Annotated in this window: 28 protein-coding genes and 1 other RNA gene; 11 read left to right on the top strand and 18 right to left on the bottom strand. The window is 42.4% G+C overall.

The features are described from left to right. Window positions 1-383 precede the first annotated feature (383 nt). On the top strand, window positions 384-638 hold the full coding sequence (locus C7434_RS01000) for a type B 50S ribosomal protein L31 (protein ID WP_033738687.1): 255 nt from the start codon (window positions 384-386) through the stop codon (window positions 636-638). 11 nt (window positions 639-649) lie between these two features. After that, the gene (ykgO, locus tag C7434_RS00995; RefSeq protein ID WP_006117931.1) at window positions 650-790 is read left to right on the top strand and encodes a type B 50S ribosomal protein L36; all 141 of its coding nucleotides are present in this window, start codon (window positions 650-652) and stop codon (window positions 788-790) included. A gap of 57 nt (window positions 791-847) precedes the next feature. Here ykgO and C7434_RS00990 read toward each other — a convergent pair whose 3' ends face one another. Genes C7434_RS00990 through C7434_RS00980 form a run of 3 tightly spaced genes read right to left on the bottom strand, consistent with a single transcriptional unit; the run spans window position 848 to window position 3,243 of the window. After that, the gene (locus C7434_RS00990; RefSeq protein ID WP_033738684.1) at window positions 848-1,726 is read right to left on the bottom strand and encodes a metal ABC transporter substrate-binding protein; all 879 of its coding nucleotides are present in this window, start codon (window positions 1,724-1,726) and stop codon (window positions 848-850) included. Between the two features lie 12 nt (window positions 1,727-1,738). Beyond that, window positions 1,739-2,578 carry a metal ABC transporter permease gene (locus C7434_RS00985; protein WP_006117933.1) on the bottom strand — a complete coding sequence of 280 codons (840 nt, stop codon included), beginning with the start codon at window positions 2,576-2,578 and terminating at the stop codon, window positions 1,739-1,741. After that, on the bottom strand, window positions 2,575-3,243 hold the full coding sequence (locus C7434_RS00980) for an ATP-binding cassette domain-containing protein (RefSeq protein ID WP_033738793.1): 669 nt from the start codon (window positions 3,241-3,243) through the stop codon (window positions 2,575-2,577). The genes C7434_RS00985 and C7434_RS00980 overlap by 4 nt, the downstream gene beginning before the upstream one ends. A 349-nt stretch (window positions 3,244-3,592) precedes the next feature. On the opposite strand from C7434_RS00980, the gene C7434_RS00975 reads away from it, so the two are divergent. The 3 genes from C7434_RS00975 to C7434_RS00965 all read left to right on the top strand — a co-directional run bounded on the left by C7434_RS00975 (window position 3,593) and on the right by C7434_RS00965 (window position 4,710). Continuing rightward, a complete protein-coding gene (locus C7434_RS00975; RefSeq protein WP_033738682.1) occupies window positions 3,593-3,946 on the top strand; it encodes a hypothetical protein in 354 nt (117 codons plus the stop codon). 146 nt (window positions 3,947-4,092) lie between these two features. Further along, complete coding sequence (tomB, locus tag C7434_RS00970) at window positions 4,093-4,470, top strand: Hha toxicity modulator TomB (RefSeq protein WP_039338473.1); 378 nt, start codon at window positions 4,093-4,095, stop codon at window positions 4,468-4,470. A gap of 24 nt (window positions 4,471-4,494) precedes the next feature. Continuing rightward, window positions 4,495-4,710: an HHA domain-containing protein gene (locus C7434_RS00965; RefSeq protein ID WP_006117940.1), complete on the top strand. Its 216-nt coding sequence runs from the start codon at window positions 4,495-4,497 to the stop codon at window positions 4,708-4,710. A gap of 455 nt (window positions 4,711-5,165) precedes the next feature. Here C7434_RS00965 and C7434_RS00960 read toward each other — a convergent pair whose 3' ends face one another. From C7434_RS00960 to C7434_RS00950, 3 genes are all read right to left on the bottom strand, one after another. Beyond that, window positions 5,166-5,618 (bottom strand): hypothetical protein, encoded by a 453-nt coding sequence (locus C7434_RS00960; RefSeq protein WP_226374639.1) that lies wholly within the window; start codon window positions 5,616-5,618, stop codon window positions 5,166-5,168. A 200-nt stretch (window positions 5,619-5,818) separates the two neighbouring features. Then, complete coding sequence (locus C7434_RS00955; protein ID WP_205956239.1) at window positions 5,819-6,046, bottom strand: DUF2188 domain-containing protein; 228 nt, start codon at window positions 6,044-6,046, stop codon at window positions 5,819-5,821. A 220-nt stretch (window positions 6,047-6,266) separates the two neighbouring features. Beyond that, on the bottom strand, window positions 6,267-6,887 hold the full coding sequence (locus C7434_RS00950; RefSeq protein ID WP_205956238.1) for a recombinase family protein: 621 nt from the start codon (window positions 6,885-6,887) through the stop codon (window positions 6,267-6,269). 459 nt (window positions 6,888-7,346) lie between these two features. On the opposite strand from C7434_RS00950, the gene C7434_RS00945 reads away from it, so the two are divergent. Genes C7434_RS00945 through C7434_RS00935 form a run of 3 tightly spaced genes read left to right on the top strand, consistent with a single transcriptional unit; the run spans window position 7,347 to window position 10,307 of the window. Next, on the top strand, window positions 7,347-8,294 hold the full coding sequence (locus tag C7434_RS00945) for an ABC-three component system protein (RefSeq protein ID WP_133745059.1): 948 nt from the start codon (window positions 7,347-7,349) through the stop codon (window positions 8,292-8,294). After that, window positions 8,284-8,523 carry an ABC-three component system middle component 8 gene (locus tag C7434_RS00940; protein ID WP_044263712.1) on the top strand — a complete coding sequence of 80 codons (240 nt, stop codon included), beginning with the start codon at window positions 8,284-8,286 and terminating at the stop codon, window positions 8,521-8,523. The genes C7434_RS00945 and C7434_RS00940 overlap by 11 nt, the downstream gene beginning before the upstream one ends. Further along, window positions 8,520-10,307, top strand: coding sequence for a DUF2326 domain-containing protein (locus tag C7434_RS00935; RefSeq protein WP_133745058.1), 1,788 nt, complete (start codon window positions 8,520-8,522; stop codon window positions 10,305-10,307). The genes C7434_RS00940 and C7434_RS00935 overlap by 4 nt, the downstream gene beginning before the upstream one ends. A 758-nt stretch (window positions 10,308-11,065) precedes the next feature. Here the strand turns inward: C7434_RS00935 and C7434_RS00930 are convergent. From C7434_RS00930 to C7434_RS00915, 4 genes are all read right to left on the bottom strand, one after another. After that, a complete protein-coding gene (locus tag C7434_RS00930; protein ID WP_116584282.1) occupies window positions 11,066-11,422 on the bottom strand; it encodes a hypothetical protein in 357 nt (118 codons plus the stop codon). Window positions 11,423-11,444: 22 nt separating this feature from the next. Further along, the gene (locus C7434_RS00925) at window positions 11,445-12,041 is read right to left on the bottom strand and encodes a hypothetical protein (protein ID WP_133745057.1); all 597 of its coding nucleotides are present in this window, start codon (window positions 12,039-12,041) and stop codon (window positions 11,445-11,447) included. Window positions 12,042-12,558: 517 nt separating this feature from the next. Beyond that, complete coding sequence (locus C7434_RS00920; RefSeq protein WP_133745056.1) at window positions 12,559-13,350, bottom strand: hypothetical protein; 792 nt, start codon at window positions 13,348-13,350, stop codon at window positions 12,559-12,561. Continuing rightward, window positions 13,351-14,079 (bottom strand): HNH endonuclease, encoded by a 729-nt coding sequence (locus C7434_RS00915; protein WP_116584278.1) that lies wholly within the window; start codon window positions 14,077-14,079, stop codon window positions 13,351-13,353. 222 nt (window positions 14,080-14,301) lie between these two features. Here C7434_RS00915 and C7434_RS00910 point away from each other — a divergent pair, with 222 nt between their 5' ends. Next, window positions 14,302-14,970 (top strand): hypothetical protein, encoded by a 669-nt coding sequence (locus tag C7434_RS00910; protein ID WP_133745055.1) that lies wholly within the window; start codon window positions 14,302-14,304, stop codon window positions 14,968-14,970. Window positions 14,971-15,110: 140 nt separating this feature from the next. Here the strand turns inward: C7434_RS00910 and C7434_RS22090 are convergent, their stop codons facing one another. The 6 genes from C7434_RS22090 to ffs all read right to left on the bottom strand — a co-directional run bounded on the left by C7434_RS22090 (window position 15,111) and on the right by ffs (window position 20,459). Next, window positions 15,111-15,431, bottom strand: a complete 321-nt coding sequence (locus C7434_RS22090) for a hypothetical protein (RefSeq protein ID WP_226374638.1) — start codon at window positions 15,429-15,431, stop codon at window positions 15,111-15,113. A 7-nt stretch (window positions 15,432-15,438) separates the two neighbouring features. After that, entirely contained in the window at window positions 15,439-15,978 is a 540-nt protein-coding gene (locus C7434_RS22085; protein ID WP_226374637.1) for a hypothetical protein, read from the bottom strand. Between the two features lie 707 nt (window positions 15,979-16,685). Beyond that, the gene (locus tag C7434_RS00900; RefSeq protein ID WP_116584277.1) at window positions 16,686-17,153 is read right to left on the bottom strand and encodes a hypothetical protein; all 468 of its coding nucleotides are present in this window, start codon (window positions 17,151-17,153) and stop codon (window positions 16,686-16,688) included. Window positions 17,154-18,207: 1,054 nt separating this feature from the next. Continuing rightward, window positions 18,208-19,119: a hypothetical protein gene (locus tag C7434_RS00895; protein ID WP_133745054.1), complete on the bottom strand. Its 912-nt coding sequence runs from the start codon at window positions 19,117-19,119 to the stop codon at window positions 18,208-18,210. 57 nt (window positions 19,120-19,176) lie between these two features. Beyond that, window positions 19,177-20,253 carry a site-specific integrase gene (locus C7434_RS00890; protein WP_116584274.1) on the bottom strand — a complete coding sequence of 359 codons (1,077 nt, stop codon included), beginning with the start codon at window positions 20,251-20,253 and terminating at the stop codon, window positions 19,177-19,179. A gap of 109 nt (window positions 20,254-20,362) precedes the next feature. Continuing rightward, window positions 20,363-20,459: signal recognition particle sRNA small type (gene ffs / locus C7434_RS00885), an RNA gene on the bottom strand. A 161-nt stretch (window positions 20,460-20,620) separates the two neighbouring features. On the opposite strand from ffs, the gene C7434_RS00880 reads away from it, so the two are divergent. After that, window positions 20,621-20,935 (top strand): MGMT family protein, encoded by a 315-nt coding sequence (locus tag C7434_RS00880; protein WP_033738677.1) that lies wholly within the window; start codon window positions 20,621-20,623, stop codon window positions 20,933-20,935. A 40-nt stretch (window positions 20,936-20,975) separates the two neighbouring features. Here C7434_RS00880 and C7434_RS00875 read toward each other — a convergent pair whose 3' ends face one another. Further along, on the bottom strand, window positions 20,976-21,533 hold the full coding sequence (locus tag C7434_RS00875) for a YbaY family lipoprotein (protein ID WP_006117943.1): 558 nt from the start codon (window positions 21,531-21,533) through the stop codon (window positions 20,976-20,978). Window positions 21,534-21,725: 192 nt separating this feature from the next. On the opposite strand from C7434_RS00875, the gene tesB reads away from it, so the two are divergent. Continuing rightward, the gene (tesB, locus tag C7434_RS00870) at window positions 21,726-22,589 is read left to right on the top strand and encodes an acyl-CoA thioesterase II (protein ID WP_006117944.1); all 864 of its coding nucleotides are present in this window, start codon (window positions 21,726-21,728) and stop codon (window positions 22,587-22,589) included. Window positions 22,590-22,637: 48 nt separating this feature from the next. On the opposite strand, the gene amtB is transcribed toward tesB, so the two are convergent. After that, the gene (gene amtB / locus C7434_RS00865; protein ID WP_033738675.1) at window positions 22,638-23,924 is read right to left on the bottom strand and encodes an ammonium transporter AmtB; all 1,287 of its coding nucleotides are present in this window, start codon (window positions 23,922-23,924) and stop codon (window positions 22,638-22,640) included. Window positions 23,925-23,946: the final 22 nt, after the last annotated feature.

Below are 23,946 nucleotides of genomic sequence, written 5' to 3'. Positions count from 1 at the left end.
CACGTCCGGCGCGATCCCGGATGACCTGACGAGTCACTTTGCTTCTTTTCGGTCTTAACCGGTTCACGCTGATTTCACACCCGCTTCTTTCTCTTGTCTCTGCCCGGCTTCTTACCCTCTCGTCAGACTGCGCTGACGTGTCACGCGGCTGACAAGCGTGTCTGAAGCCACTTTGTCTTTGTGGCAGCGCAAATCTGTTCTTTCCTGTCTGCCTGAAGCACGGTCTGCCCTGCGCCTGTTCTCAGTCAGCGACAGCGTGCTATCCGTTGCACGGTTTGCCCGCCATCGCCGCCCCGCTGTTTCCCCTGGGTTTTACAGGGTTGCATTCATATCGGCCACGGCGCATAATATTGTTATATTATAACATTACATTGGTGAGAAGTATGAAAGCGAATATTCATCCCTCCTATCGTGCCGTGGTGTTCCATGACACCTCGGCTGATGTCTTTTTCAAAATCGGTTCAACAATCAAAACCGACCGTACCGTTGAGTTTGAAGGTGAAACCCTGCCGTATGTGACGCTTGATGTCTCCTCGGCCTCTCATGTGTTTTACACCGGTAAGCAGAAAGACTTTGCCAAAGAAGGCAGTACCGCGCGCTTTAATCAGCGTTTTGGGCGTTTTCTGGGTCGGAAATAAGCGAGGGCAACATGCAGGTACTCAGCTCACTCCGTTGCGCAAAGCGTCGCCATCGGGATTGCAAAGTCGTTCGGCGTAAAGGCCGTATCTATGTCATCTGCAAAACGAATCCGCGCTTTAAAGCCGTGCAGGGAAGAAAGAAAAAACGTTGATGTGTCGTGAACCTTAGCCGGACTGTCTCTTTCGAGCCATTCCGGCTTTTTTTATGCTTAGCGCATGCTCTTGAGCATCACGTCAACGTTGTGTTTAAACGCGGCTTCATAGGTCGGCGCCGGTCCGGACGCGGTGGACAGCGCTTCCGGATAAAGCTCACCACCCGGCTTCGCGCCTGTCGCGCTGGCAATCTGTTTCACCAGACGGGGATCGGTCTGATTTTCCATAAAGTAGGTTTTGATATGCTCCTGCTTAAGTTGGGTGATCAAACTGGCTACATCGCTGGCGCTGGCTTCCGCTTCGGTGGAGAAACCAACCGGCGCAAGGAACGTGACGCCATAGCGTTGCCCAAAGTAACCGAAAGCATCATGGCTGGTCAGCACCTTACGTTTTTGCTGCGGAATGGCGGCAAAAGAGGTTTTGGCCCAGGCGTCCAGCTTTTGCAGTTGCTGAATATATTTTTCGCCGCGCTGACGGATATCTTCAGCGTCCTGGGGATCGGCCTTGATTAACGCATTCATCACGTTTTTGGCATAAATGGTGCCGTTATACATGCTGTTCCACGCATGGGGATCGGTAATGGTTTTGCCATCCTCTTCCATCGTGCGGGTTTCAATCCCTGTCGAGGCCACTACGGGCTCCCCTTTATAACCTGAGGCCGTCACCAGACGGTTCATCCAGCCCTCCAGACCAAGTCCGCTGACAAACACCACATCGGCTTTTGCCAGCGCTTCGCTGTCCTGCGGCGTCGGTTCAAAAGTATGGGGATCGCCATTGGGCCCGACCAGGCTTTTAACATGAACATGATCGCCGCCAATTTGTTTGACGATATCGGCCAGCACGGTAAAACTCGCCACCGCATCGATCGTTTTCGCCATGGTGAAGGGGCTGACGACTAATGCACCGATTGCCAGACTAATGGGTAATATCTTCATCGCTACCTCTGATTAATGGCGGCGCAGAATGCCACCGCACGGCCCTGTTAAGATGGAGAGAAAAAACAACATTGCGGCACTCAACACCACCGCCGGTCCGGCCGGCAGTGAAAAGTGCCAGGAAAGGACTAACCCCGTAAATGCCGACAGGACAGCCATCAACATGGCCGCGCCCAGCATCAGTACCAGATGACGGCTCCAGAATCGGGCGCTGGCGGCAGGCAACATCATCAGCCCGACCGACATCAGCGTGCCCAGCACCTGAAAACCCGCCACCAGGTTAAGCACCACCAGCGTCAGGAAAATACCGTGCACCAGCGGTGCGCTCCATTTACCTTGCGCACGCAGAAAATCCGCATCAAAAGCGTCAATAACCAGAGGGCGATAGATCACCGCCAGCATCAAGAGGGTAAACGCGGCGATGCTGCCCACCACGATCAGGGCCGGGTTGTCCACCGCCAGCAATGAACCGAACAGGACGTGAAGCAGATCCACGCTGGAGCCACGCAGTGACACTAACGTCACGCCCAGCGCCAGCGAACCCAGATAGAAGCCGGCAAAACTCGCATCTTCTTTTAGTGGCGTATAACGACTGACCGCACCGGACAATAACGCCACCGCCAGCCCCGCTATCAGCCCACCCACGCCCATCGCAACAAGGGATAAGCCTGAGATTAAATAGCCAATGGCGGCACCTGGCAGTACGGCATGGGATAACGCATCACCGATCAGGCTCATACGCCGTAAGGAGAGAAAGACGCCCAGCGGGGTGGCACTGAATGCCAGGGCAATACAGGCCACCAGCGCCCTGCGCATAAAGCTGAATTCAATAAAAGGTTGAATAAGCGTCACGGGGCAATGCTCCGTAACGGCGTCATAGCAACCGCACTGCGCTGATGCGATCCCTCATCCATTGACAGCACATCCGTAAAATAACGTTCAACTAACGGACGGTCATGCAACACGACCAGCAGCGTCGTGCCCGCCTGCTGCTGCTGCTGCAGAATTGACATCAGTAACGCCACCGTTTTGCTGTCAATGCCGTTAAAAGGCTCATCCAGCAGCCACAAGCGACTACGTTGCAGCATGAGCCGGGCAAACAGGACACGCTGTAGCTGGCCGCCAGACAATGTCGCGGGCTGAGCATCCGCATAATCACGCATCTGCACCGCATCCAGCGCGGCGTTTATCTCATTGCGCAGTGCCCGGTTAATGCCGCCAAACCAGCCACAGCGCGGCCAGCAGCCAATAGAAACCAGCTCAAACACGGTGAGCGGGAAACGCGTTTCCAGTTCGCTACGTTGCGGCAACCAGCCCACTTCACGGCGCGAGATCCGCACATCACACTGCCCGCTTACCGGGGGTAATAATCCGGCGATCGTCTTTATCAGGGTAGATTTACCGCTGCCGTTGGCACCGATTAAGGCGGTCATACTGCCCTGCGCCAGTTCTGTTGTCACAACGGGCGTGACCGCGCGTCCCTGATAACCTGCCTGCAAATGCCTGAACGTTATCACGGCTGCATTCCCCACCACATCGCCAGCGCCAGTACGGCGATTAACATCAATGCCACCAACAGCCGTCCACCGAGTGACATCAGCAGTCCACTTTGATTCATCACTACACCAAAAATGTTATAACATAACAACCATCATACCCGATGTTGTCCGCCCACTGGCACGGCAATGTGTTTCAAAAAATAAACCAGGGCACAAATTGCCCGTATAAGGCCCAATAAGAAGCAGCAGTGAATCAATCACTTGCTTAAATGAGAGCATCACAGCGCAATATTGCTGAAGAGGGGGACTTGCAAAGCGACAAAAGAACATCAATGATGGGTCTGAAGACATTTATTATGAGTACGCTATGTCAGTAAGCATTGAATGTGATGTTGCGCAGAATGAAACGGATTGCGTAAAATTAGCTACAATCATTGAACGGAATATTCTCAAAATAACAGAATCTCTGGTTGGCGATTTGCAATGGTATTCCGCAAACGCTCAGTTAGTACCAGACAGTTTAAAAGTTATTGATGTTCAGATGACCGGACCGAATAGATTTAAGTTACTTTACGATTTCCAGTGGAATTTATTTAATCCTTGTCTGGATTTAAATGAAACCATTACGCAAAATGAACAAGTCAGTTTTCATATCGGCCCTGCCGCGCTTGTGTTTGAGCCCATTGAGAATCACCGTCCCTCACCCGGAGATGAATTGTAATATTTAGTAATGGAGGTGAGCAGAACTAATGATTTTACACTATCCTTAATGCAGTCCGTTAATTATAAGCCCAACCACCACTTCCTGGCCGCTTCACCGAACCTGGCCGCATTGCGGTAACTTTGCTAGCTACGGAGGGGAAAAAGATGGACGAATACTCACCGAAACGGCATGATATTGCCCAGCTTAAATACGTGTGTGAGAGTTTGTTTGACGCCAGTATGGCAACATTAACCGACAGCCATCATGGCTGGGTAAATGACCCTACTGCCGATGGTAATTTACAGCTGAACGATTTGATAGAGCATATCGCCTCTTTCACCATGAATTACAAAATTAAGCATGCAGAAGACGAAGCGCTGATTACCCAAATCGATGAATATCTTGATGATACTTTTATGCTATTTAGCAACTATAGCGTTAACACTCAGGATCTGCAGCGCTGGCAACGTTCAGCAAAACGTTTATTTAATCTGTTTCAAGAAGAGTGCGCTTATCTTCAACAGCCAAGCCATTCATTATAGTACTGACGTGAGAACGGTTTATTTATGAACAAAACCCTGACTAAAACTGATTATTTGATGCGACTGAGACGTTGTCGGTCAATTGACACGCTCGAAAGAGTGATTGAGAAAAATAAGTATGAATTGTCCGATGATGAATTAGCCGTATTTTACTCCGCAGCCGATCACCGCCTGGCTGAACTGACGATGAACAAACTGTATGACAAAGTCCCCGTGTCAGTATGGAAATTTGTACGCTAAGTTAATTTTTGCGTTACGTTTAATCTGATTTAACCCGCCCGTTTCTGTTCGACTCGCCTGCCGGCAATGGATCGGCCCAGGCGAGCTTTGCCTGCCTGCGAAGAAAGAGGCGTGTCAAATAAAGCGAGTGACAAAAGAGGAATCGGGTGGAGACAAAATGGTGGAGGCCCTGCCATCAGCCATTAGTACTAAATTGTGTTGGTTAATCAATTGGTTATAGTGGTAGTGCTACAACAGTACTGTACCACTCTCGATAGTACCGTCCAGCACAAAATCTTGCAAGTTAACGTTCTTGTGTAAACTCAGGAGGAATAATTTTGTAAAAAAGAGTAAGCGTCGACTAAGTGTGATGAAAGCCAGGGAGCGTTAAAGTTTGCAATGTTGTTTAGATATGTGAGTAGTGAACTCTAATTGTTGGAGAAAGTGAAAGCGTAGATTGCGTGGGCAAAGTATCGTTAAGGTACGATACCAGTGTATGCTTCATCCACCGTGGGATGACTTTTTCTGCAAGCTTCCATGATAGTAAGCCCATGTCGCATTAGTACCTCACTACGTTCTGGTTCAAACCATTCGCCATTGAATTTACCACCATGAAAGAGATTGTTCCTAACACGACGGATAAGGATTAAAATTTTTTTAGCTATGATTTTTTCTTCAAGAGGAGTGTTATCCCATGCAAGCATGCCGTCTTTAACAATCTGTTTTTTAGGCGGAAATTCTAAGAAATATTCGATTGCAGCTTTAAGAGCAGTGTCTTCCGGCGAATCAAACACAGGAGTAACCTCCATGGCATATCTATCCCAATTTACTTGAGCAACTCTTTTATCGCATAAAAATCCGGCAGCTTTGAGACAGTACTCATAGCGTGCAAACTCCCGGAAAAACTCATAGCAAAGTTTGTTTATCATCAAGATTTCCTGACCAGATAATATCTACCCAAAAATACCATAACTGTTTGGTATAGATAGCAAGCTAATTTATTAAAAATTTAACATTTTTAACGGCATCGAATGAGATATGGGTTAAGGTATCAAACGAAGCGGCGTTACACTTGCATGACCCTTTTTAGATAAGATGTAAAGGGGGCAATGAAGGCCCCCTTCTTCGCCTACTTCTTATCTTTCGGCGGATAAGGATCGTTACCATGCGAATCTTTGTTCGCGATCTTGCCATGCTTGTTATGGATCACAAGCTCACTCTTTTGATTCGTAGCAATCGCTCTTGCAGCATCCACTGCAGATTGCTTTGTTGAATGAACTGAAGTCGCCTTACTGTTTCCAGCTCCCTTAACGGCCCAACCTCCATCATGAGGAACAACATGCTGATCTTTACCCATAATCGAACCCTCGATTTCCATGGAAATATCAACATATAGTTTCATCAATAACCATTCAATACTATATATTGCGTTTCGCTTTGATTCTTATCACAAAAACCTGCATAGATATCAAAAGGATTCTTTCCCTATGAAACTGTAAATCTCCTTCCTAAACCCTATGCTGCTATATCCGTTCACAACCTTAGTAGTTCTGACAGCCTCTGCCCTTTATTCACGTCTACCCTTCAGTAAGAGATGAATTTTTAGCCACTTTTGCGATCGTGGCTCTTGAGCAACCAATCAAAGCCTGAATTTTGCTCCAGCTTTTACCGTCAGACAGTAGTTCTTGTACTTTATGATGCAAGTTTTCATCTACTGGACGACCACGATACTTTTTCTCACTTTTGGCCTTTTCAATCCCCTGCTTTTGTCGTCTGCGGCGATCTTCATAATCCTTGCGGCTAATTGCCGCCAACATATCGAGCATCATAGAATTCATAGCTTCAAACATACGAGCGGTAAACTCATCCTGAACATGCAAAAGCTGATGGCTCGTAGGTAAATCTAACGACACAACCCTTATCCCCTTGGCTTCGATGAGTGCTCTTAGGGTTTTCCAGTCCTCTGAAGTAAGTCTGCTTATGCGATCTATCTGTTCGCAAAGGAGAATGTCGCCGCGTTCTGCAATTTCTAAGAGAAAAAACAATTCTGGCCGCTGTAAGCTTGCACCAGATTCATTTTCTTTAAAATACTTTGATACTTTCAGATCATGTAAATGAGCAAATGCCTCTAACTCGTTCAATGCCCTATCAGCATCTTGTTCTTTCGTCGATGCTCTTAGATATGCCCATACACGCATGATGATCACCATTAGTCTGTTTTATATGGTTCATTATATTCAGTCTGTTTTAAGTTGTAAAATATATTTAATGAACCAATTTAAATGAAGATTCATGCAGGTCTGCTTGAGGTATACATAAAGAGTACCATTGCTCAGAGGATGTCTATGGCATGACCTGAATATTTAATACAACTGCTAGTAAGCAATGTGGGAGGAATCCCAAGCTCGACTTCACCTCACTTCAGAACTGGTCAGTTTTACTAAGGGATCAGCCTTACAATCCGTTTAGTGATGAGAATGAATGCTTAGTTTCACTGGAAAGCCTAATCACCAGCTACTTTTAACAGTCATTTTTTTGTGTGCTTTTCGACCAAAATAAGCTTTTTATTTGTACACCCCCCTTGTTGAATGAAGTTTTTGTTGATATACACATGAGCCAATAGGAGAATTAATTCATAATGATACGGACATTAAAAGATGAACTATAACTATTCAGACCTTTCTCCAACACAGTTTGAACATCTTGTCATTCTTCTATGCTATGAACTCTTTGGAATGGGGGCCGAAACATTTTCGGATGGTCCTGACGGTGGACGCGACTCACGATTTGAAGGTTTAGCTCAATTGTATCCATCTATGAATCGACCTTGGGATGGACTTACTATTATCCAAGCAAAACATACCATCAGTTATAATAATAAATTCAATGATCCTGACTTTTTTAATCCCGAATCTGAATCGGCAACTATTACAGTCGAAGCAAAGAAGATCAAAAAGCTAATTCATAATGATGGCATAAACAATTACATAATTTTTTCTAATCGAAAACTACCTGCAAATGCCAACGAAAAAATCAAAAATTATCTGTGTGATGAAACTGGACTAGCTAAAGAAAGTATTGGATTGATGGGTATAGAGGCTATGGGGAATTACTTCAAACGATTTCCACATATTGCAGATGCAGTCGATTTGAATCCATATGATGTTCCTTTGAACATTCAACCAGATGATCTAGCTGACATTATTATCTCTATCAAAGATGCCTTACCTGATATAAAGAAAAAGAATATTGAGCCAAACCTTCAGCGTACTGATTTCGAAAATAAAAATGAACTTAATAACCTCACCAATAGCTATGCACAGGCTATCCTAAAAAAGATGGGGGATTTTTATGAAATCGAAGATTTTCTGTCAATGCCGGAGAATGAAGAGTATCAACAAAAATATGTTGAGACGGCAGAAGAACTACATGCAAAAATCTGTATATATAAACATGATAATCATCTGTTTGATCAAGTCATTGAAAATACAATAGAGCTAATAATTAATAGAGATAATGACTGTAAACGAAATAAAATACTTACACGAACCATGATTTATTACATGTATTACAAATGTGATATTGGTGAAAACAATGTTACTTAAACCAAATAAAAATGCAGACCCAGACTTGACTATAATGGCTACGTCAACATTCTTGCTCAAAGAACTTAAGAAAAATCAATTTGAGAAGATTACAGAATTGAGATTAGCATTGATGGAAAACAACAAAAATGCGGTTGCTCTGCTAGAGCCGTCGCTAGAGCTTTTATTTATTCTTGGCTTAGTTGAGTATCATCCTAAAAATGACCTCATAGAGTATACCGGCTCATGAAAATTTCAAAAATTTATTCTAATATACCTAAAATTTTTGAGCCAATTAAATTCAATGACGGCTTTAATGTCATCTTAGGAGAAATTCAACTCCATAATGACAAAGATAAGGACTCTCATAACTTAGGTAAAAGCAAGTTAGCTGATCTTATCGATTTCGGTTTTTTAAAAAAAAGAACCAAAGAAATGTTTTTATTTAAGCATTTTGAGCGATTTTCTGAATTCGTATTCTATTTTGAAGTTAAACTCAATGATGGAAAATATATAACAATACGTCGATCAGTTTCAGATAACACAAAAATATACATAAAACGTCATGATTATAATGATCAAAACTTCACTCATTTATCTGATGCTGAATGGGATTATAAAAAATTAACTTTCGACAAAGCAAAATTGCTACTCGATAGTATACTTAATCTTACTTCTATTTCCCCATGGGACTATCGCATGGCTATTAGCTATGCTCTAAGACGTCAAGACGATTTTAATGATATCTTTCAATTAAAAAAATTTGGTCAAAAGCATATATCTTGGAAACCATACATTGGCCATTTACTTGGATTTGATGCTGAAAATCTTATAAAAAACTATGAGTTAAAAAATTGCATAGATAAAATCGCTGAGAAATTAGATGAGTTGCAGAAAGAAATTGGATTATACCAAGGTGACGAAGAAGAGATGCTCAAAGATGCTTTAGCTCTTAAACTTCAAGATGCACAGGCAATCAATGAACAACTCGATTCATTTAATTTCGATGAGTCAGATACAAAAGCTGTAGAAGAATTGTCAGAAAACATTGATAGTGAGATAGAAGAACTTAACCGTATTCGCTACTACCTCACCACCAATTTAAAAAAATTACGCAGAGCAGAATCAAAACAACCAACAACGTTCAACTTGAGTAAAACTGAACAGCTTTTCAATGAGGCTGGAATAATGTTCGGTGAGCAAATCAAGAAGTCTTACGAGCAACTTGTTGAATTCAATAGGAAAATAACAGTCGAACGAACTGGTTTTGTTAAACAACAAACTCTCGATTTAGAGCAGCAATTAATTGAAATTTCTTCACGCCTGACAGAACTAAACACTCAAAAATCTAAACGCGTTTCATTCTTAACTAGCACAAATACATTTGAAAAATACAAAGAAGTCTCAACTCGCTTGGTAATTATTAACTCCGAGATTCATTCTATTCGTAGAAAATTAGAAATCAGTGAGCAAATAAAAATTAAAAAGAGCGAGTCTAGATCATTGAGTAATAAAAAGAATGAAGTCATTGAAAAAATAAGATTAAATCGCGAATCTGTAATACATTCAGAAACCTCAATTTACAATTGTATCAAGGAGAATTTCGCCAACTTCGTTAAACTTGTTCTTGATAAAGATGGCCGCATATCGACAGAGCAAAACAGTGAGGGCAATCTTGTATTTCATGCTGGCTTTGTTAATGGAGACTTCAACTTTACTAGCGAGTCTGATGGTTGTAGCTACAAAAAAATTCTTTGTATGGGATATGATTTAGCTGTTAATCTTGCATATTCTAATAAAAATTTCATTCGCTTTATCTACCATGACGGCGGCTTAGAAACACTCGATAGCCGTAAAAAAATTGAGTTTTTAAAATATGTACGTTTAATACCTCTTTTATATGGCACCCAATACATTCTTACTGTAATTGATTCAGATCTACCTGAAGGCTTTTCATTTAATGACGAGGAAATCGTTCTTAAATTACATGATAACGGTGATAGTGGCTTACTGTTCAAAATGCCATCTTGGTAATAAAAAGGGAGCACGCTCCCTTATTATTATTATAAGTTTTAAATGTTACGCCTCGTTCAAAAAATGTACTAGCACCAATTTTCACATATCCCCCTCAACGCTTAGATGGTTAAGTAAAAAAGCATTATTACTATATGAAAGTGATTTCAATTCAAGATGGATTTCCATCCCCTAATTTTTTCACTATCCTCTGAATAAAAAGTTAACATGTGATATTGATTTTATTAAAGTATGAACGTAAGCATCATGTTTCAAAAACAATACAGTACTGAAATAGATATTGATAGAGCAAAAGAGTTTATTATCAATGAAAAACCCTCCTTCATTAGTAATAAAATATCTTATATCAATAAGATAGACTCGTCTTTCGTGGATAGTCCAACCCTGCATTATTTCAGCAGATGTTGACCTGAGCAAGTTTAGCCCATCTGTCTGAAATCTAGTCAGTACTTCCACTCCTAGCAGCTTGTGATCTGTGCTCATTACAGGTTGTGCAACATCTTGAGTAATCATCTCTAGTGATCCTGAGTTTTAATATACTGATGTTTGATTACACCAAGCAGTTCAGCTACAAACTAATCCGGAAAAAAAACACTGCACTTTTAATATGTATATGTAATCCCTTAAACTTTCTAGTTCTGTAATGATAGAGCTGGGGGTTGATTATTTAACAGGTTAAGACCAGTAACATTAACCAAATCGAGATTCTTCCAATAACCAAAAAAAGGCCGCTTTCGCGACCTTTTTTAGCACCGTGCTCATTGAGAACGCTCAAGTACCATATACGCTGGCTGACACATACTACCCCGCTCCTGTAGCCAGTAGTAATCAAGATCGGCTACATGCACATCCAACCCCGAATCCACGCGGTTGATCTGCAACCGTAGCCCTACAGTGTCCTTGTACGATAGACCAGATTTAACAACATATTTGTACTTAACCCCGCTTTCTTCTTCAAATGAACTGAGATAGGGGGTGATTTGCTTCTGAATTCCTTTCAGACAAATAACTTCACCATCAATTACGAACGGCTTTTCTGTTTTCCCGTCAGGAATAGTAGCCGCGATTGTGGTTAATGGAGCTATCGCCAATAGTACCGATAATGCTCTTTTCATCTATTCTTTCCCTTGAATAAAATCATTGTTTAGAACAAATTTGTGTAATCGTTGCATTATGGTTAAATTCAACATCAATTACTTTTATAGTGCTATCATTTAGTACTGATACAAAATAATTACTTGCCGCATTTCCATACTTCCTTGAACCATCTGCTGCAATCTTGTTGAATTTAGCAGTATACACACTATCTTTATCGCCGGGAATTGGCATTCGACTGATTAATTCATTATCGGATATAGTATAATAAATTAAAATTCCTTTATCTGAATAGTAACCTGAATCGCTTTTTGTTCCCTGTCGAGTTTGTATTATTGCATCGAACTTATCGCATTTATAAACATTGGTTTTGGCCTTTTCAGTACTGGCAAACGTTGAAGCCTTTGCATCAGTACTTTTATCTTGTGAAACAATCTCGGAACCGATGCCTACCGAAACGACAAAGACAATAAAACTCATGCCTAACGACGTAATCAAAGTACGGAACTTTCCCCGACCTTTATTTCTAGAATGGTTTGAAACTTTCCTGAAAGTAAGTACTGCAAGGATCACACAAATGATGAAAACGACAAGCCCGACCATAAAATCCCTCAAAGGTTGTGTATCAAAGGCAATCATAGTATCACTTCGCAACATATTGATCGATTAAAACGATCAATATTCAACTTTCGATCGATTAAATCTATCAAAATCTATTAATTGAAGGCAAATCAATAGGTAAAAACGATCAGACGTTGGTCAGTACTTCGGAAACACCAGAAGTATGGTTTGGGTCTGCCGTTTAAACACCCTCAGAAAACCGCTAAGGTCGCTTTATCGCTTATGGCTTGGGATTTTTCTGCCTTTGGCTAAAATCGCTTTCAGGGGGGGCTTCATGTGCATTTTGTCGGGAACACCATCATGGAGGGGGATAAATCGGATCGGAGTCGCTTCGCTCTGGTCAGTACTGGAAGGGTTAGCTTATCTGGCGAGGGAAGATGAATTGCCAGGCCTCATGAAGATGGTTGGTTTTGTGGACAGAAGAACTGCCGTTTTCAGTACTTCCACCAATCACCCAAACAAACCTACCCAAATGCGAAAGGTGTAAGTACTAAAATTATATCTTTTTGCGTCAAAAATATAACCCAAACTTGGCTCATTTATCCCAAAGCGTTATCAGTTTACTCTTAATCTCATCCGTTATTGCTGGGTGATTCGACTTATAGATGATTTTTAGTGCTTCAACGTTGTCGCCATTCTTGAATACTCTTCGCATTGAAGATGCCTTTGTTCTTGCAGTACTTTCCTTCCAGTCTGGATGGTCAGTTACCATCCTTTCAACAAGATCGGTTGTGTCCATATCACCTTCAACATATTGATAGTACTCAACGAATGTTTGCATTCCTATTGTCTTTACATCCCGGATAGTGTTTGAAGCTAGCTTTACCGTGATCTCTTCCTTTGAACGTTCAGTGTCTGGATCTATAAATTCTATTATGTCTGTTACGCGTGGATCATTAAGTAATAGATTGCTGATTCTGAGAGTGTAACCATTCTGGTGCTCATTATAAAAACCATATTCCTTTACTAATTCATGTGGTATGGATATAGCATAACGAATTGAGAAATCATGGTTGTATATTACGGCAATGAGTTCATCGAACTGGTTCAGATCATAATTTCTGATAATTCCAAGAATTAATGATTTGTTTTTTAAATTATTCTTACGAGACTTAATTTGAATTTTTCGATCATCCGTTGTTGTAGCGTCATACCCTTTAGTACTAGGTGCAGCTAGTACCATTTGCATCTTATCCGCAACCAGCCATTCAGTGTACTCACTGATAGGATTGTTTCTGGTTCTGATAACCTCTCGTCGTTCTAACTCATCAAGCGTCAACTGATTCAGTTGCATCAATTCGACGTTACTCAATTGTGATAAATCCATTTACTCGCTCCAGAATGTCATTTTCTTTTTCAAGTCTGCAATTGGAAGTACTTCGCTTCCACGATGTACCATTGCATGGCAGTTTGGACATAATGGGATCATATCTGTTACGGGGTTGACCACATAGTTTTCCCCAATCGTATGAAGCGGCTTGATGTGATGTACATGAATGAACCCACGGCCATGTGTACCATAGACCTTCTCAAAATCGAAGCCACAGCATTTACAGTTAGTACCGTGATGTTGAATACAAGCATGACGGGCTTTAGGATCTCGCTCGTAGTAGTTTACTGTTACCTGCGTCTTAGCTCCTTCAACAAATCTCTCTCCAGAAGGGATTTCATCAGGGAATGGATTCGGCATGAAATCTGCGTACCATACATCCCCTTCTTTCCGGAGATAACGTTTGTGTAGCTTACGTTCAAAATCCTTGATGACTGCGACTTCAGGGTTATCTGGGTGCTCAGAGAAAACCATGTTGAAGGTGTACAATCCATAGCCCTCATGGGCTAAACGGATGTGCTCCAGTGCCTGTGTATAACCCGGCTGTCTTTTATTGTTTGAGTTGTATTCCCATTTCTCACGGAGTATTACAGATCGCTCATGCTCACTCTCAACATCCCATGACCCAAAGATGACCATCCTCTTTTCATGGTTAACAAATGACCAACTCCACGTCCAGTTACTGCAAGTAGCCCCATGTGACTTGATGAATTGCTTCCGGTTCATTTCTAATCCTTTGTTGTATGATGCTGATATGTAATGCCTTATGTTATCCGGATCTCAGGAGAACGAGCGATTTTCTCATATAATTTGTGATCATTATCAACACCATAAGTATAACTAAACCTAAGTTTAAGCAGCATTGAAGGGTACAGAAAATTAATATTTACGATTCACTTTCCCAAATGTTAACATCCATCATTATTGGTTGAGTTTCGAGTACTTCATGTGAATATTAAAATCACAAACAGAATTCTTGCATCCACAGTTATCGTACTTCTATGGGTAGCAATATTGGTGTTGGTTAAAGTACTTTTTCATGGAGGTAGCCAATTAGAATGGGGATCTGTTAGTGATTGGGTTAGTTCTATCGCCAATCTAATTATGGCAGGGGCAGCCCTTTATGCAGCATGGAACGCTAAAAATTGGTTTCAAACTAAAATAAAGGAAAATGCATTAAATCAAGTTACTAAGTTCTGGACTAACTGCGATATTTTTTCGTTAGAAATGTTGAAAACATATGAAAATGTACGCAATCTCAACAATACAGATCCTGATTTTGAGCCAAAAGACTTCGCTTACTTAGTGAGGACAGAAAAAGAAGTTATCGATCAACTACAAATAAAGCTAACTTCATTAAAAAATGAGTTGCAATCGCTTACTTTTTGGAAGGTATCACCAAAGGATGCAACCATTTTTGAAAATTATTTTATCAGCAATCAAATGGCTCTGAGCACTTTAAAGGAAACAATAAATTTTGATATAAATGATATATCTGAGCGATATCATTACAACATGAACTATGGAAAAGTATTAGTTGACACTTTTAAAGGTTTAATTAACACACATGAAACACTTAAAAAGGACATGAATAATCTTTTCCATTTCTCTAATTAGAGTTCACATCGTTCAACAAGCGGTGGAGAATCTTCACCACTATAATTAATACTTCAATATACGGATTTACAATGGCTTCATTAAAGTACTCATCTTTTGGTTCTCTAATGGTGAAGTATTAAAAGTATCTTATTCCAACACTATTTAACACTACCATCATTCATAACCAATTTTTTCTTCCCCGATTGAAAATCCTCGACTATAGCTTTAATTTGTTCTGAAAAATCTATAATGGATGTACTAGCTATAGGTTCCCGATAATCGTAATCGCAATGGTATTCTGTAATTTTAAATCGTACCTTACTATCTGAATCCTCTAGCCAACCATCATTGAATTTTTCTAAATATTCACCTGGGCCATATTTCAGATCTTCACTCGAACTAAAAATCCTACTAGGTATATCATGAATGGTATATTTAATGCTATTTTGTATATCATTGATGAAAACCTCATTATTCATTTTTCCTTTAAACATCCTGGAAATCATCTTCTGTATAGTCATTCTGAGATTTAAACCATGCACCATCTACTTTTACATTAAAGTTTACAATTTCTGGTAATGTCCGTGCAATTATATTCATATGAATTGTTTTTAACAATGGCTGACCATCTTCAGTAATCCAATCGGACTCTTGCTGACCACGTATAACAAGCAACTGTATATTGTGCTGTTCAGCTTTTATCTTTGCACCACTCTGATAACCTGTCCGTGTTGCATAAATTAGCTTAAGACCTGGGATATCCGAAGTTTTACCAATATACGCATCAATTTTTTCAATAGAAACTGGTGTTGAATAATCTTTATATTCTATCACTGATCTATAGATACCCCCTCCTAACTCAAATTCCCAATAGATATCAAATTCCCTTTCAATACCCGAACGATCTTTTATCTTTTTATTTTTCTCAATATTAATGTTACTTAAGCTTGGTATGTTCTCGGCTGCAATAAGTGACCGCTGAATATCTCGTACTAGTTCTTCATATTCCTTGCCTGAATTGTACATATTAATCAATATCCCTAAACAGAATGTACTGCTAATACTACTCCAAATGCCTTTAATTGTTCATGTGACAGATAAGCAACCTTACAGCTTAGTTAGAAAGCTAAGACTGCTTCTGTAGTTCAAATTAATATATCTACTTGCAATGAACGATCATGTAAATCGTATGCAACAATCTCAGTTCGGACGATACACGGTTAGCAGGTGGGACTGTGTGGGCGACTCACTAATACTTTGATCAATTATTTTGCCAGTACTTAGAAAGTAATTTTGTGAGGCTTTAACAGCCGAACACCCCGACAAGGGAGTTTACGACCGCGTAGTTACTCACGAAGACTTTAGGCCACAGGCCGACCCAAAAAAATTTTGAGTAGTTCATTTGTCAGTACTGTTATCTGTCTGAGCGAGAGCGAGTAAGGGCTTTGGCTTTCTTTCGAGTACTGACGAGAAAAACGCAAAGTTACGATCTAATATTTGTTTTTATAGAGACTGACGAGCAAAGCGAGTTAGGCTCTTTAGAGACTGAATATCAGTAAGACAATTACATTTAAAATATCAGGTAAAGGTAATATCATATTAAGTTACGGTTATTCATTCCATTGGAAAGGAAATGCATAATGCGTTGATTTACCAGCCTTTATCTGCATAACCATTCACCAGTAGCTACAATAACCGTATTTTTAAGTTTTTTGTTACGGTTATAGTTACGGTTAAGCAATTGTGCGTAGATATGCAATTAGATTTTTCGCTGAGGCTTTACTGTCCAATAATTCCTGTACTGCGTTCTGCTGTTCATCGGTCAATGGCTTGCCAGGTAATGCTTTCTTTAGTCCACATAGCATACCTCCCTCGTCCACAAACTTATCCAGTGCTTTAGCAACGGCGGTACAAGCTAATTTGTACTTCTCGATAGATGATTCACTTGCTGCGAAGTTCTTTGACTGATCCATACGAGTTAGGGCTAGGTAATGTTTAACCTGTGCCTTTGAAAGTTCTGTCGCGTTTCGTACAATGTAGAACACGTCTTTGACAGGTAACTTGTACTTTCCCAATGATTTACACTCTTGAATCGTCTGGTTAATTATTAGAGTTGCTTCTGATGTTAGGCCACTGTAAGTAACACGTTTTAGTGCTTCTTCTAACTTTTTATTGTCATAAATCCTTTCTTTTTTTGCCATGATAAATACCCCTATGGAAGATGTTAATTAATATTGGCCTGATGTATTCCTAATACTCAGGCTTTTTTATTTCAGAAGAAAATTGGTGGGGTTATACTCCACGTACCTTCTTGAACCATTCACTATACTCTGGCACTTTATTTTTTCGTAGATTGCTAATGAAATCTTGCCCGCAATTAACTTTAAGTAAATTACAGATCCTTGCACTTGTCATATCACTTAGTAGGATATTCTCGTACTGAGAGAATGTTAGTTGAATGAAATTAACCTTTTCTTTCTTTCGTACTGATTTGTTCAATGACTTCCTATTAGTCCTGATTTTATTTTTGGTTTGTATTTTACCGTTTTTCTTTGACATTTTGTCACTCCTCTAAATTAAAACTCATCTCATGGTTAACCTCCTACGGCTGCTATTTATGTTCGATTGGCTATATGTTAACGGGCAAAATTGCCCCAATCAAGGAATAGTTGCAACTTTTTCTTGACAATATCATTACTATTCGAGTCAAAAAATCATATACCATTTAGGCACTATCTTTGTACTTTTTAAATGGTACATTATTAGATGATTTAGCGAATATCTTTGTACTTACTTACTGATACATTCGTAAATTGTTTTAGAAGTATTCATGTACTTTCTAAGTGGTGCATAAATTTATGCGACCTTGCGGTCAGGCAGGATATAAAAAAGGAAAATCAATAAACATAATAACAAATCTATTGAAACACGTTCCCTTGCAAGATTTTGTGCTGGACGGTACTATCGAGAGTGGTACAGTACTGTTGTAGCACTACCACTATAACCAATTGATTAACCAACACAATTTAGTACTAATGGCTGATGGCAGGGCCCCCACCCATTTCTGCATAAGTAATTGATCATTAACAGAAATAGTACTGACAGCCTCCCGCCAAAACCTTAGTGGTACAAAAATTGTGTATCACCTTAGGGCTGCACAATGCCTCTTATGCTCTCCCGTCACGGTATTTGGTACTACCGAAAAGTTAACGCTGTTAGTTAACTAATAATGTTATGTTTCTTAAATTAATATATTTAATTTTCATTTCGTTTCCTTGCAATTTCAATAGCTTTATCTCTCGATATTTCACCCGCTCCACTGCACATTATACACCTAGCTTTTAAATTATAATTAAAGACATTAATACAATCAGGACATGGATATAATAAATAGTCATCGATATTATAAAGATGAACATCTTCTTTTAATAAAACCGTCATTCCTTTACATGGTTGACAATAATCATTCCCCATGTAACCTTGCCCCTCACATATATGACACTGAATAAACCTAGCACTTGTATTAGTTTGTGCTTTATTCATTTTAGTTGAGAGTATATTGGCAGAGGTTATTAAAGCTTGCTTTCTGTTATGGTAATGAAATTCTTTAATGGAATCATCGATTTTTCTTGTGAAGATTTTTTTTAAATTTTTTACCAGATCTCTAAGTTCAGGATCCTCTTTCACCATCTCAGGGCTTAGACGAATTGTGGATATACCAGTTTCCGCAAGAACATATAAATCTCTTTTATATGACTTTTTTATTCCTGACTCTTTATAATGACTATCATCACCATCATACTCTAATGCAATCTTTATAAACTCATGACTTCTGTCCTTATTATCTAACATCTTCAGCAGGACATCCACAGAGTAAGGGGCCCCCTTAGGTTTTTGAATTTTATATTGTAAATCAAAAACTATGATATATTCTCCATTTTTATACTGCCCGTAGACATGAGTTAGTTTTTTATTATTAATTGAATCGGTTGAAAAGGTTAACTGTTTAAAATAAGATGCCACATAAGCAATGACTCTTATTTCCGCAAATGAAGTTTTCGCTTCATAATCCTTATATCTGACAAGAAGTTCAGCCAACTCATCATTATCAAGTTCGCGTTTAAACTTCTCAAGTAACTTAACCTGGCTATGACTTAAACTTTTCATTATGTACCAATTTAAACACTGTATATGCATTCATTAAAAAGTAAATTTCATTGATAATCAATCATCAAGATACTCAAGTAAGCCATAAATCTCTACCAGCCGAACTGATTTACCATAGCGATTATATGTAATTGAATTATTTGCATGGCCTAAAAACGCCCCTGCAAACTGCTCCGCTACACCAGCATTCTTAAAGACTGTGGCGACATAATGTCTTAGCGAATGAAATTCTGGCACGGCAATTTTCTTACGGAACCGACTAAACCAACGGGTAAAATAATGGCTGTATGAACCTTTATAAAATGTCAGTTGTGGAAAAAGGCGATTTTTATTCCTATCTACGTACTCCAGAAACCCCTGGGCTATAAGTTCGTGATGTAACGGCACTCTGCGTTTGCTGTTTTCTGTTTTAACTGACTGCCCTTCTTGGGAATCATCAACGACTGCACACCAGATACCGTCAACCTGCTTTATATCGCCATGATATAGCTGGCAAATCTCATTTGCTCGCATCCCCGTAAAACGACCAAGCAATATGATCCACCGCTTCCATTCAGGAACTTGCTGGAGAGAAGTAACGAGTCGATTAATTTGGCTAGTACTGTAACTTTCTCGTTTACTTGCTGCTGGTTCCTTATCCTTCTGCATTAATCCATCAAAGGGGTTCTTCACCTCATGGTCAACCCGACTACTAAGCCACCGAAAGAACGCACCCAACTTCTTCACGTACTTGTTTTTTGTTGGGATCGCCATGTCCAGCCCAGCAATAAACGCTGCTGCTTGGCTTTTGCTTGCAGGTTGGTTGGTAAACTTGAAGTAGCTGTTCAAGCAGCGTCGTATTGATGCTGTTTCTCTTTCCCCAACTTCTTTACTTTTGAAAGTAACATACTGTTCAGATTGATATTTTAACTCATCAAAGCCAAGAGACGCCGGTGCAACAATTTGTGATGGTGAGGTTACTACGGGAGTATCAACCACCGTCCACTGACGATCTGCAAAACGTTCAACACGTTTCAATGCTTCAGTTTTAGAACGAGTGCCTAACGAACGACGAAACTCACGGCGTTTACCGCATGGCATGAGATTAACTTTTCGGTAGTACCAAATACCGTGACGGGAGAGCATAAGAGGCATTGTGCAGCCCTAAGGTGATACACAATTTTTGTACCACTAAGGTTTTGGCGGGAGGCTGTCAGTACTATTTCTGTTAATGATCAATTACTTATGCAGAAATGGGTGGGGGCCCTGCCAGCTACATCCCGGCACACGCGTCACCTGCTGCGGCTGCTTCCTTCCGGACCTGACCGAGTTCACAAGCTAGCATTGCGGGAGAACCAACAGGGCCCCCATTGACAAGCCCTCATATCGAGAGCGCAGGCATTATCGGGGAAGCCTATGGCAATTGCAAGCCTGGCACGGATGACCGTTGGTTTCTTGTACGATCCCTGTAAATTACCCCCTTTATGTTAGCATTATGGTTCTTTTACTGGCAGGTAAGCCTATGGACTCAACCACTGACGGCTTTAAACAACGTATCTGGCAAATTGTGGCCGCCATTCCGCCCGGCAAGGTTACCACCTATGGCGATGTGGCATTACTGGCAGGCTCACCCCGTGCGGCGCGCCAGGTGGGCGGCGTTCTGAGCCGCTTACCGGAAGGCAGTACGCTTCCCTGGCATCGGGTGATTAACCGTCACGGTACGCTTTCGCTCCAGGGCGAACGTTTTTTTCGTCAGCGTGAAGCGCTGGAAGCGGAAGGCGTGGAAGTTACAGAGGCAGGTCAGATCGATCTGGCCAAGTTTCGCTGGCAGTTTTAATACTGCAGGGCGGCACAGCGCGCCGCCCTGCCTCAGAGCCTTACATCGTTGTCGGTGCCGGCACGGCGGCGGACGGCGTAACCTGCGTGGGCGATGTCGGTGGCACAGTGGTGACGGCGCCAGGCTGAGTCTTCATCGGTACAGAAGGCACGGGCACTAACACCAGATCGGCTTTGGTGCCGCCCTGATTCACGACCGGTTTCACTTCTTCCGTGACAAAGGCCAGCTTGCCATTAACCGTAATAGCTGCGCTCAACAGAATGCGTGCATTTGGCTGAACATCCGCTGGGTTAAACGGCAGTATGAAATGGAACGGCGCCTGTTTCCCGTCGGTGCGAACCACGCGCTGTGCCAACACTTTGGACGGTGCATCTGCCACTGATGCATCAGACAGGGTCACTGTCAGGGCTGCATCAGGCGGTAACGCGATACGCTGACGAATATAAACCGCCCCGCTTACATTAGGCTGAGCGATGGTCGCCGTCTGTCCTGCGACCGCAGAACCCAATGTCGGTGTCGGTACCGGTTTTCCTTTATGGGCACAACCTGCGAGAGCCATGGCCATCGCGACGCCACTTAACACATGCCAGAATTTCATCGATGTCGTCTCCTTTTGATCAGAATGATTTTTAGCAGTGAATCTTTATTACAGCGTTTCACTCGCCGTATAGCTTTAATGTTGGCACAAAATCAAAAGTTTGCCTGGTTGGATGAAAGTCCAAAAGTGTGGTTGACGGAAACTGGTCGGATCTTTCACACTTAACAAAATACATTTTCTCAGGATAGCGCCATGAGTCAGGCACTCGAAAATCTGCTTAATCTTATTCATCTGGAAAAACTCGACGAGGGGTTATTTCGCGGCCAGAGCGAAGATTTGGGCCTGCGTCAGGTATTTGGCGGTCAGGTCGTTGGACAGGCTCTCTTTGCGGCCAAACAGACCGTTCCCGAGGATCGGGGCGTTCACTCCTTTCACAGCTATTTTCTTCGCCCCGGCGACAGCCAGAAGGCGATTATTTACGATGTTGAAAGTCTGCGCGACGGCAAAAGTTTTAGCGCGCGCCGCGTCAGTGCCATCCAAAATGGTCAGCCGATCTTTTATATGACGGCATCCTTCCAGTCTCCGGAAAGCGGGTTTGAACATCAAAAACCGATGCCGCAGGTTAAAGGACCGGAAAACCTGGCCAATGAGCAGCAAATGGCGCAAAAAATGGCGCATATGCTGCCGGAAAAATTACGCGAAAAATTTGTCGCTGAACGCCCGCTGGAAATCCGCCCGGTACAGATCCACAACCCGTTAAGAGGCCATGTCGATAAACCGCAGCGTCAGGTGTGGATTCGGGCCAATGGCACCCTGCCCGACGATGTGCGTATCCATCAGTATCTCCTTGGCTATGCGTCCGATCTCAACTTTCTGCCTGTGGCCTTACAACCGCATGGTAAAGGTTTTCTTGAAGCCGATATGCAGGTGGCGACCATTGATCACTCTATGTGGTTCCATCGGCCACTGAACTTTAATGACTGGCTGCTTTACAGCGTTGAAAGCACCTCAGCATCGGGTGCACGCGGCTTTGTTCGCGGGGAGTTTTACAATCAACAGGGTGAGTTGGTCGCGTCTACCGTGCAGGAAGGCGTTATGCGTCAGCGCAGCGAATAGCAAAAAGGGGCGAATCATCGCCCCTTTTTATTTATTCAGACTGACAAGTTACTGGTTGTAAGCGTTCTCGCCATGGCTGTTGACGTCCAGACCTTCGCGCTCCTGCTCTTCCGGTACGCGCAGACCGACGATCATATCGGCCAGTTTAAAGCCAATAAAGGCAACGACGGCAGACCAGACAATGGTAACGCCCACGCTCAGCAACTGAATCGCAACCTGATGGCCCATGGTCACGCCAGGCGCATAACCCACGCCGCCCAGTGAAGATGAAGCAAACACGCCGGTCAGGATACAACCGATGATGCCACAGACACCGTGGACACCGAACACATCGCAGGGATCGTCAACGCGCAGCCATTTTTTCAGCGTTGTCACGCCCCAGATACCTGCCAGACCACCCACGATACCGATGATCAGCGCGCCGCCGACACCGACATAACCACAAGCCGGCGTGATGGCAACCAGACCAGCAATAAAGCCAGAACAGGCACCTAACAAAGACGGTTTACCACGCAGCGCCCACTCGCCAAAAGTCCAGGCCAGCACCGCACCCGCCGTCGCAACCACGGTATTCAGGAAGGCCAGAGCAGCAATTTCATTCGCAGCGGAAGCTGAACCGGCGTTAAAACCAAACCAGCCAACATACAGAATCGCAGTACCGGTGAACACCATCGGCAGGTTGTGTGGTTTGAATGCTTCTTTGCCAAAACCGGCACGTTTGCCCACCAGGTAAGCACCAACCAGACCGGCTACCGCAGCGTTAATGTGCACCACCGTGCCGCCCGCGAAGTCCAGTGCGCCATCCTGAGCCAGTAAGCCGCCCGCCCAGACCATATGCGCAATGGGAAGATAAGCCAGGGTCAGCCAGACACCGACAAAAATCAGCACCGCGGAGAAACGGATACGTTCCGCCAGCGCACCGACGACCAGACCGACCGTGATACAGGCAAAGGATGCCTGGAACGCGACGTGAATATATTGATAAAAGGTGCCCATGACGGCGGTCAGTGCAATGTTTTTCAGCATGGCCCAGTTGAAGCTGCCAAAGAAGGCGTTGCCTTCGCTGAAGGCCAGTGAGTAGCCATAAACCACCCACAGTACGCACACCAGTGAGAAGGTCACCGCAACCTGTGTGAGCATCGACAGCACGTTTTTACTGCGGATCAGGCCGCCGTAAAACAGTGCAATCCCAGGAATTGACATAAACAGCACCAGTGCGGTGCAAATCATCATAAAGGCGTTGTCGGCTTTGTCCGCTACGGCAGGTGCCGCCATCGCCAGCGACGGTAACAGTGCCAGGCTGGTCAGGCCCAACTTGGTCAGCATTTTATTCATTTTTTTCCATCCCATCACATTA

Source organism: Pantoea sp. PNA 14-12 (assembly GCF_004364735.1).
GTDB lineage: Bacteria > Pseudomonadota > Gammaproteobacteria > Enterobacterales > Enterobacteriaceae > Pantoea > Pantoea stewartii.
The sequence above is the reverse complement of the archived record's forward strand: the minus strand, read 5'-3'. Positions and strand labels throughout refer to the sequence as shown.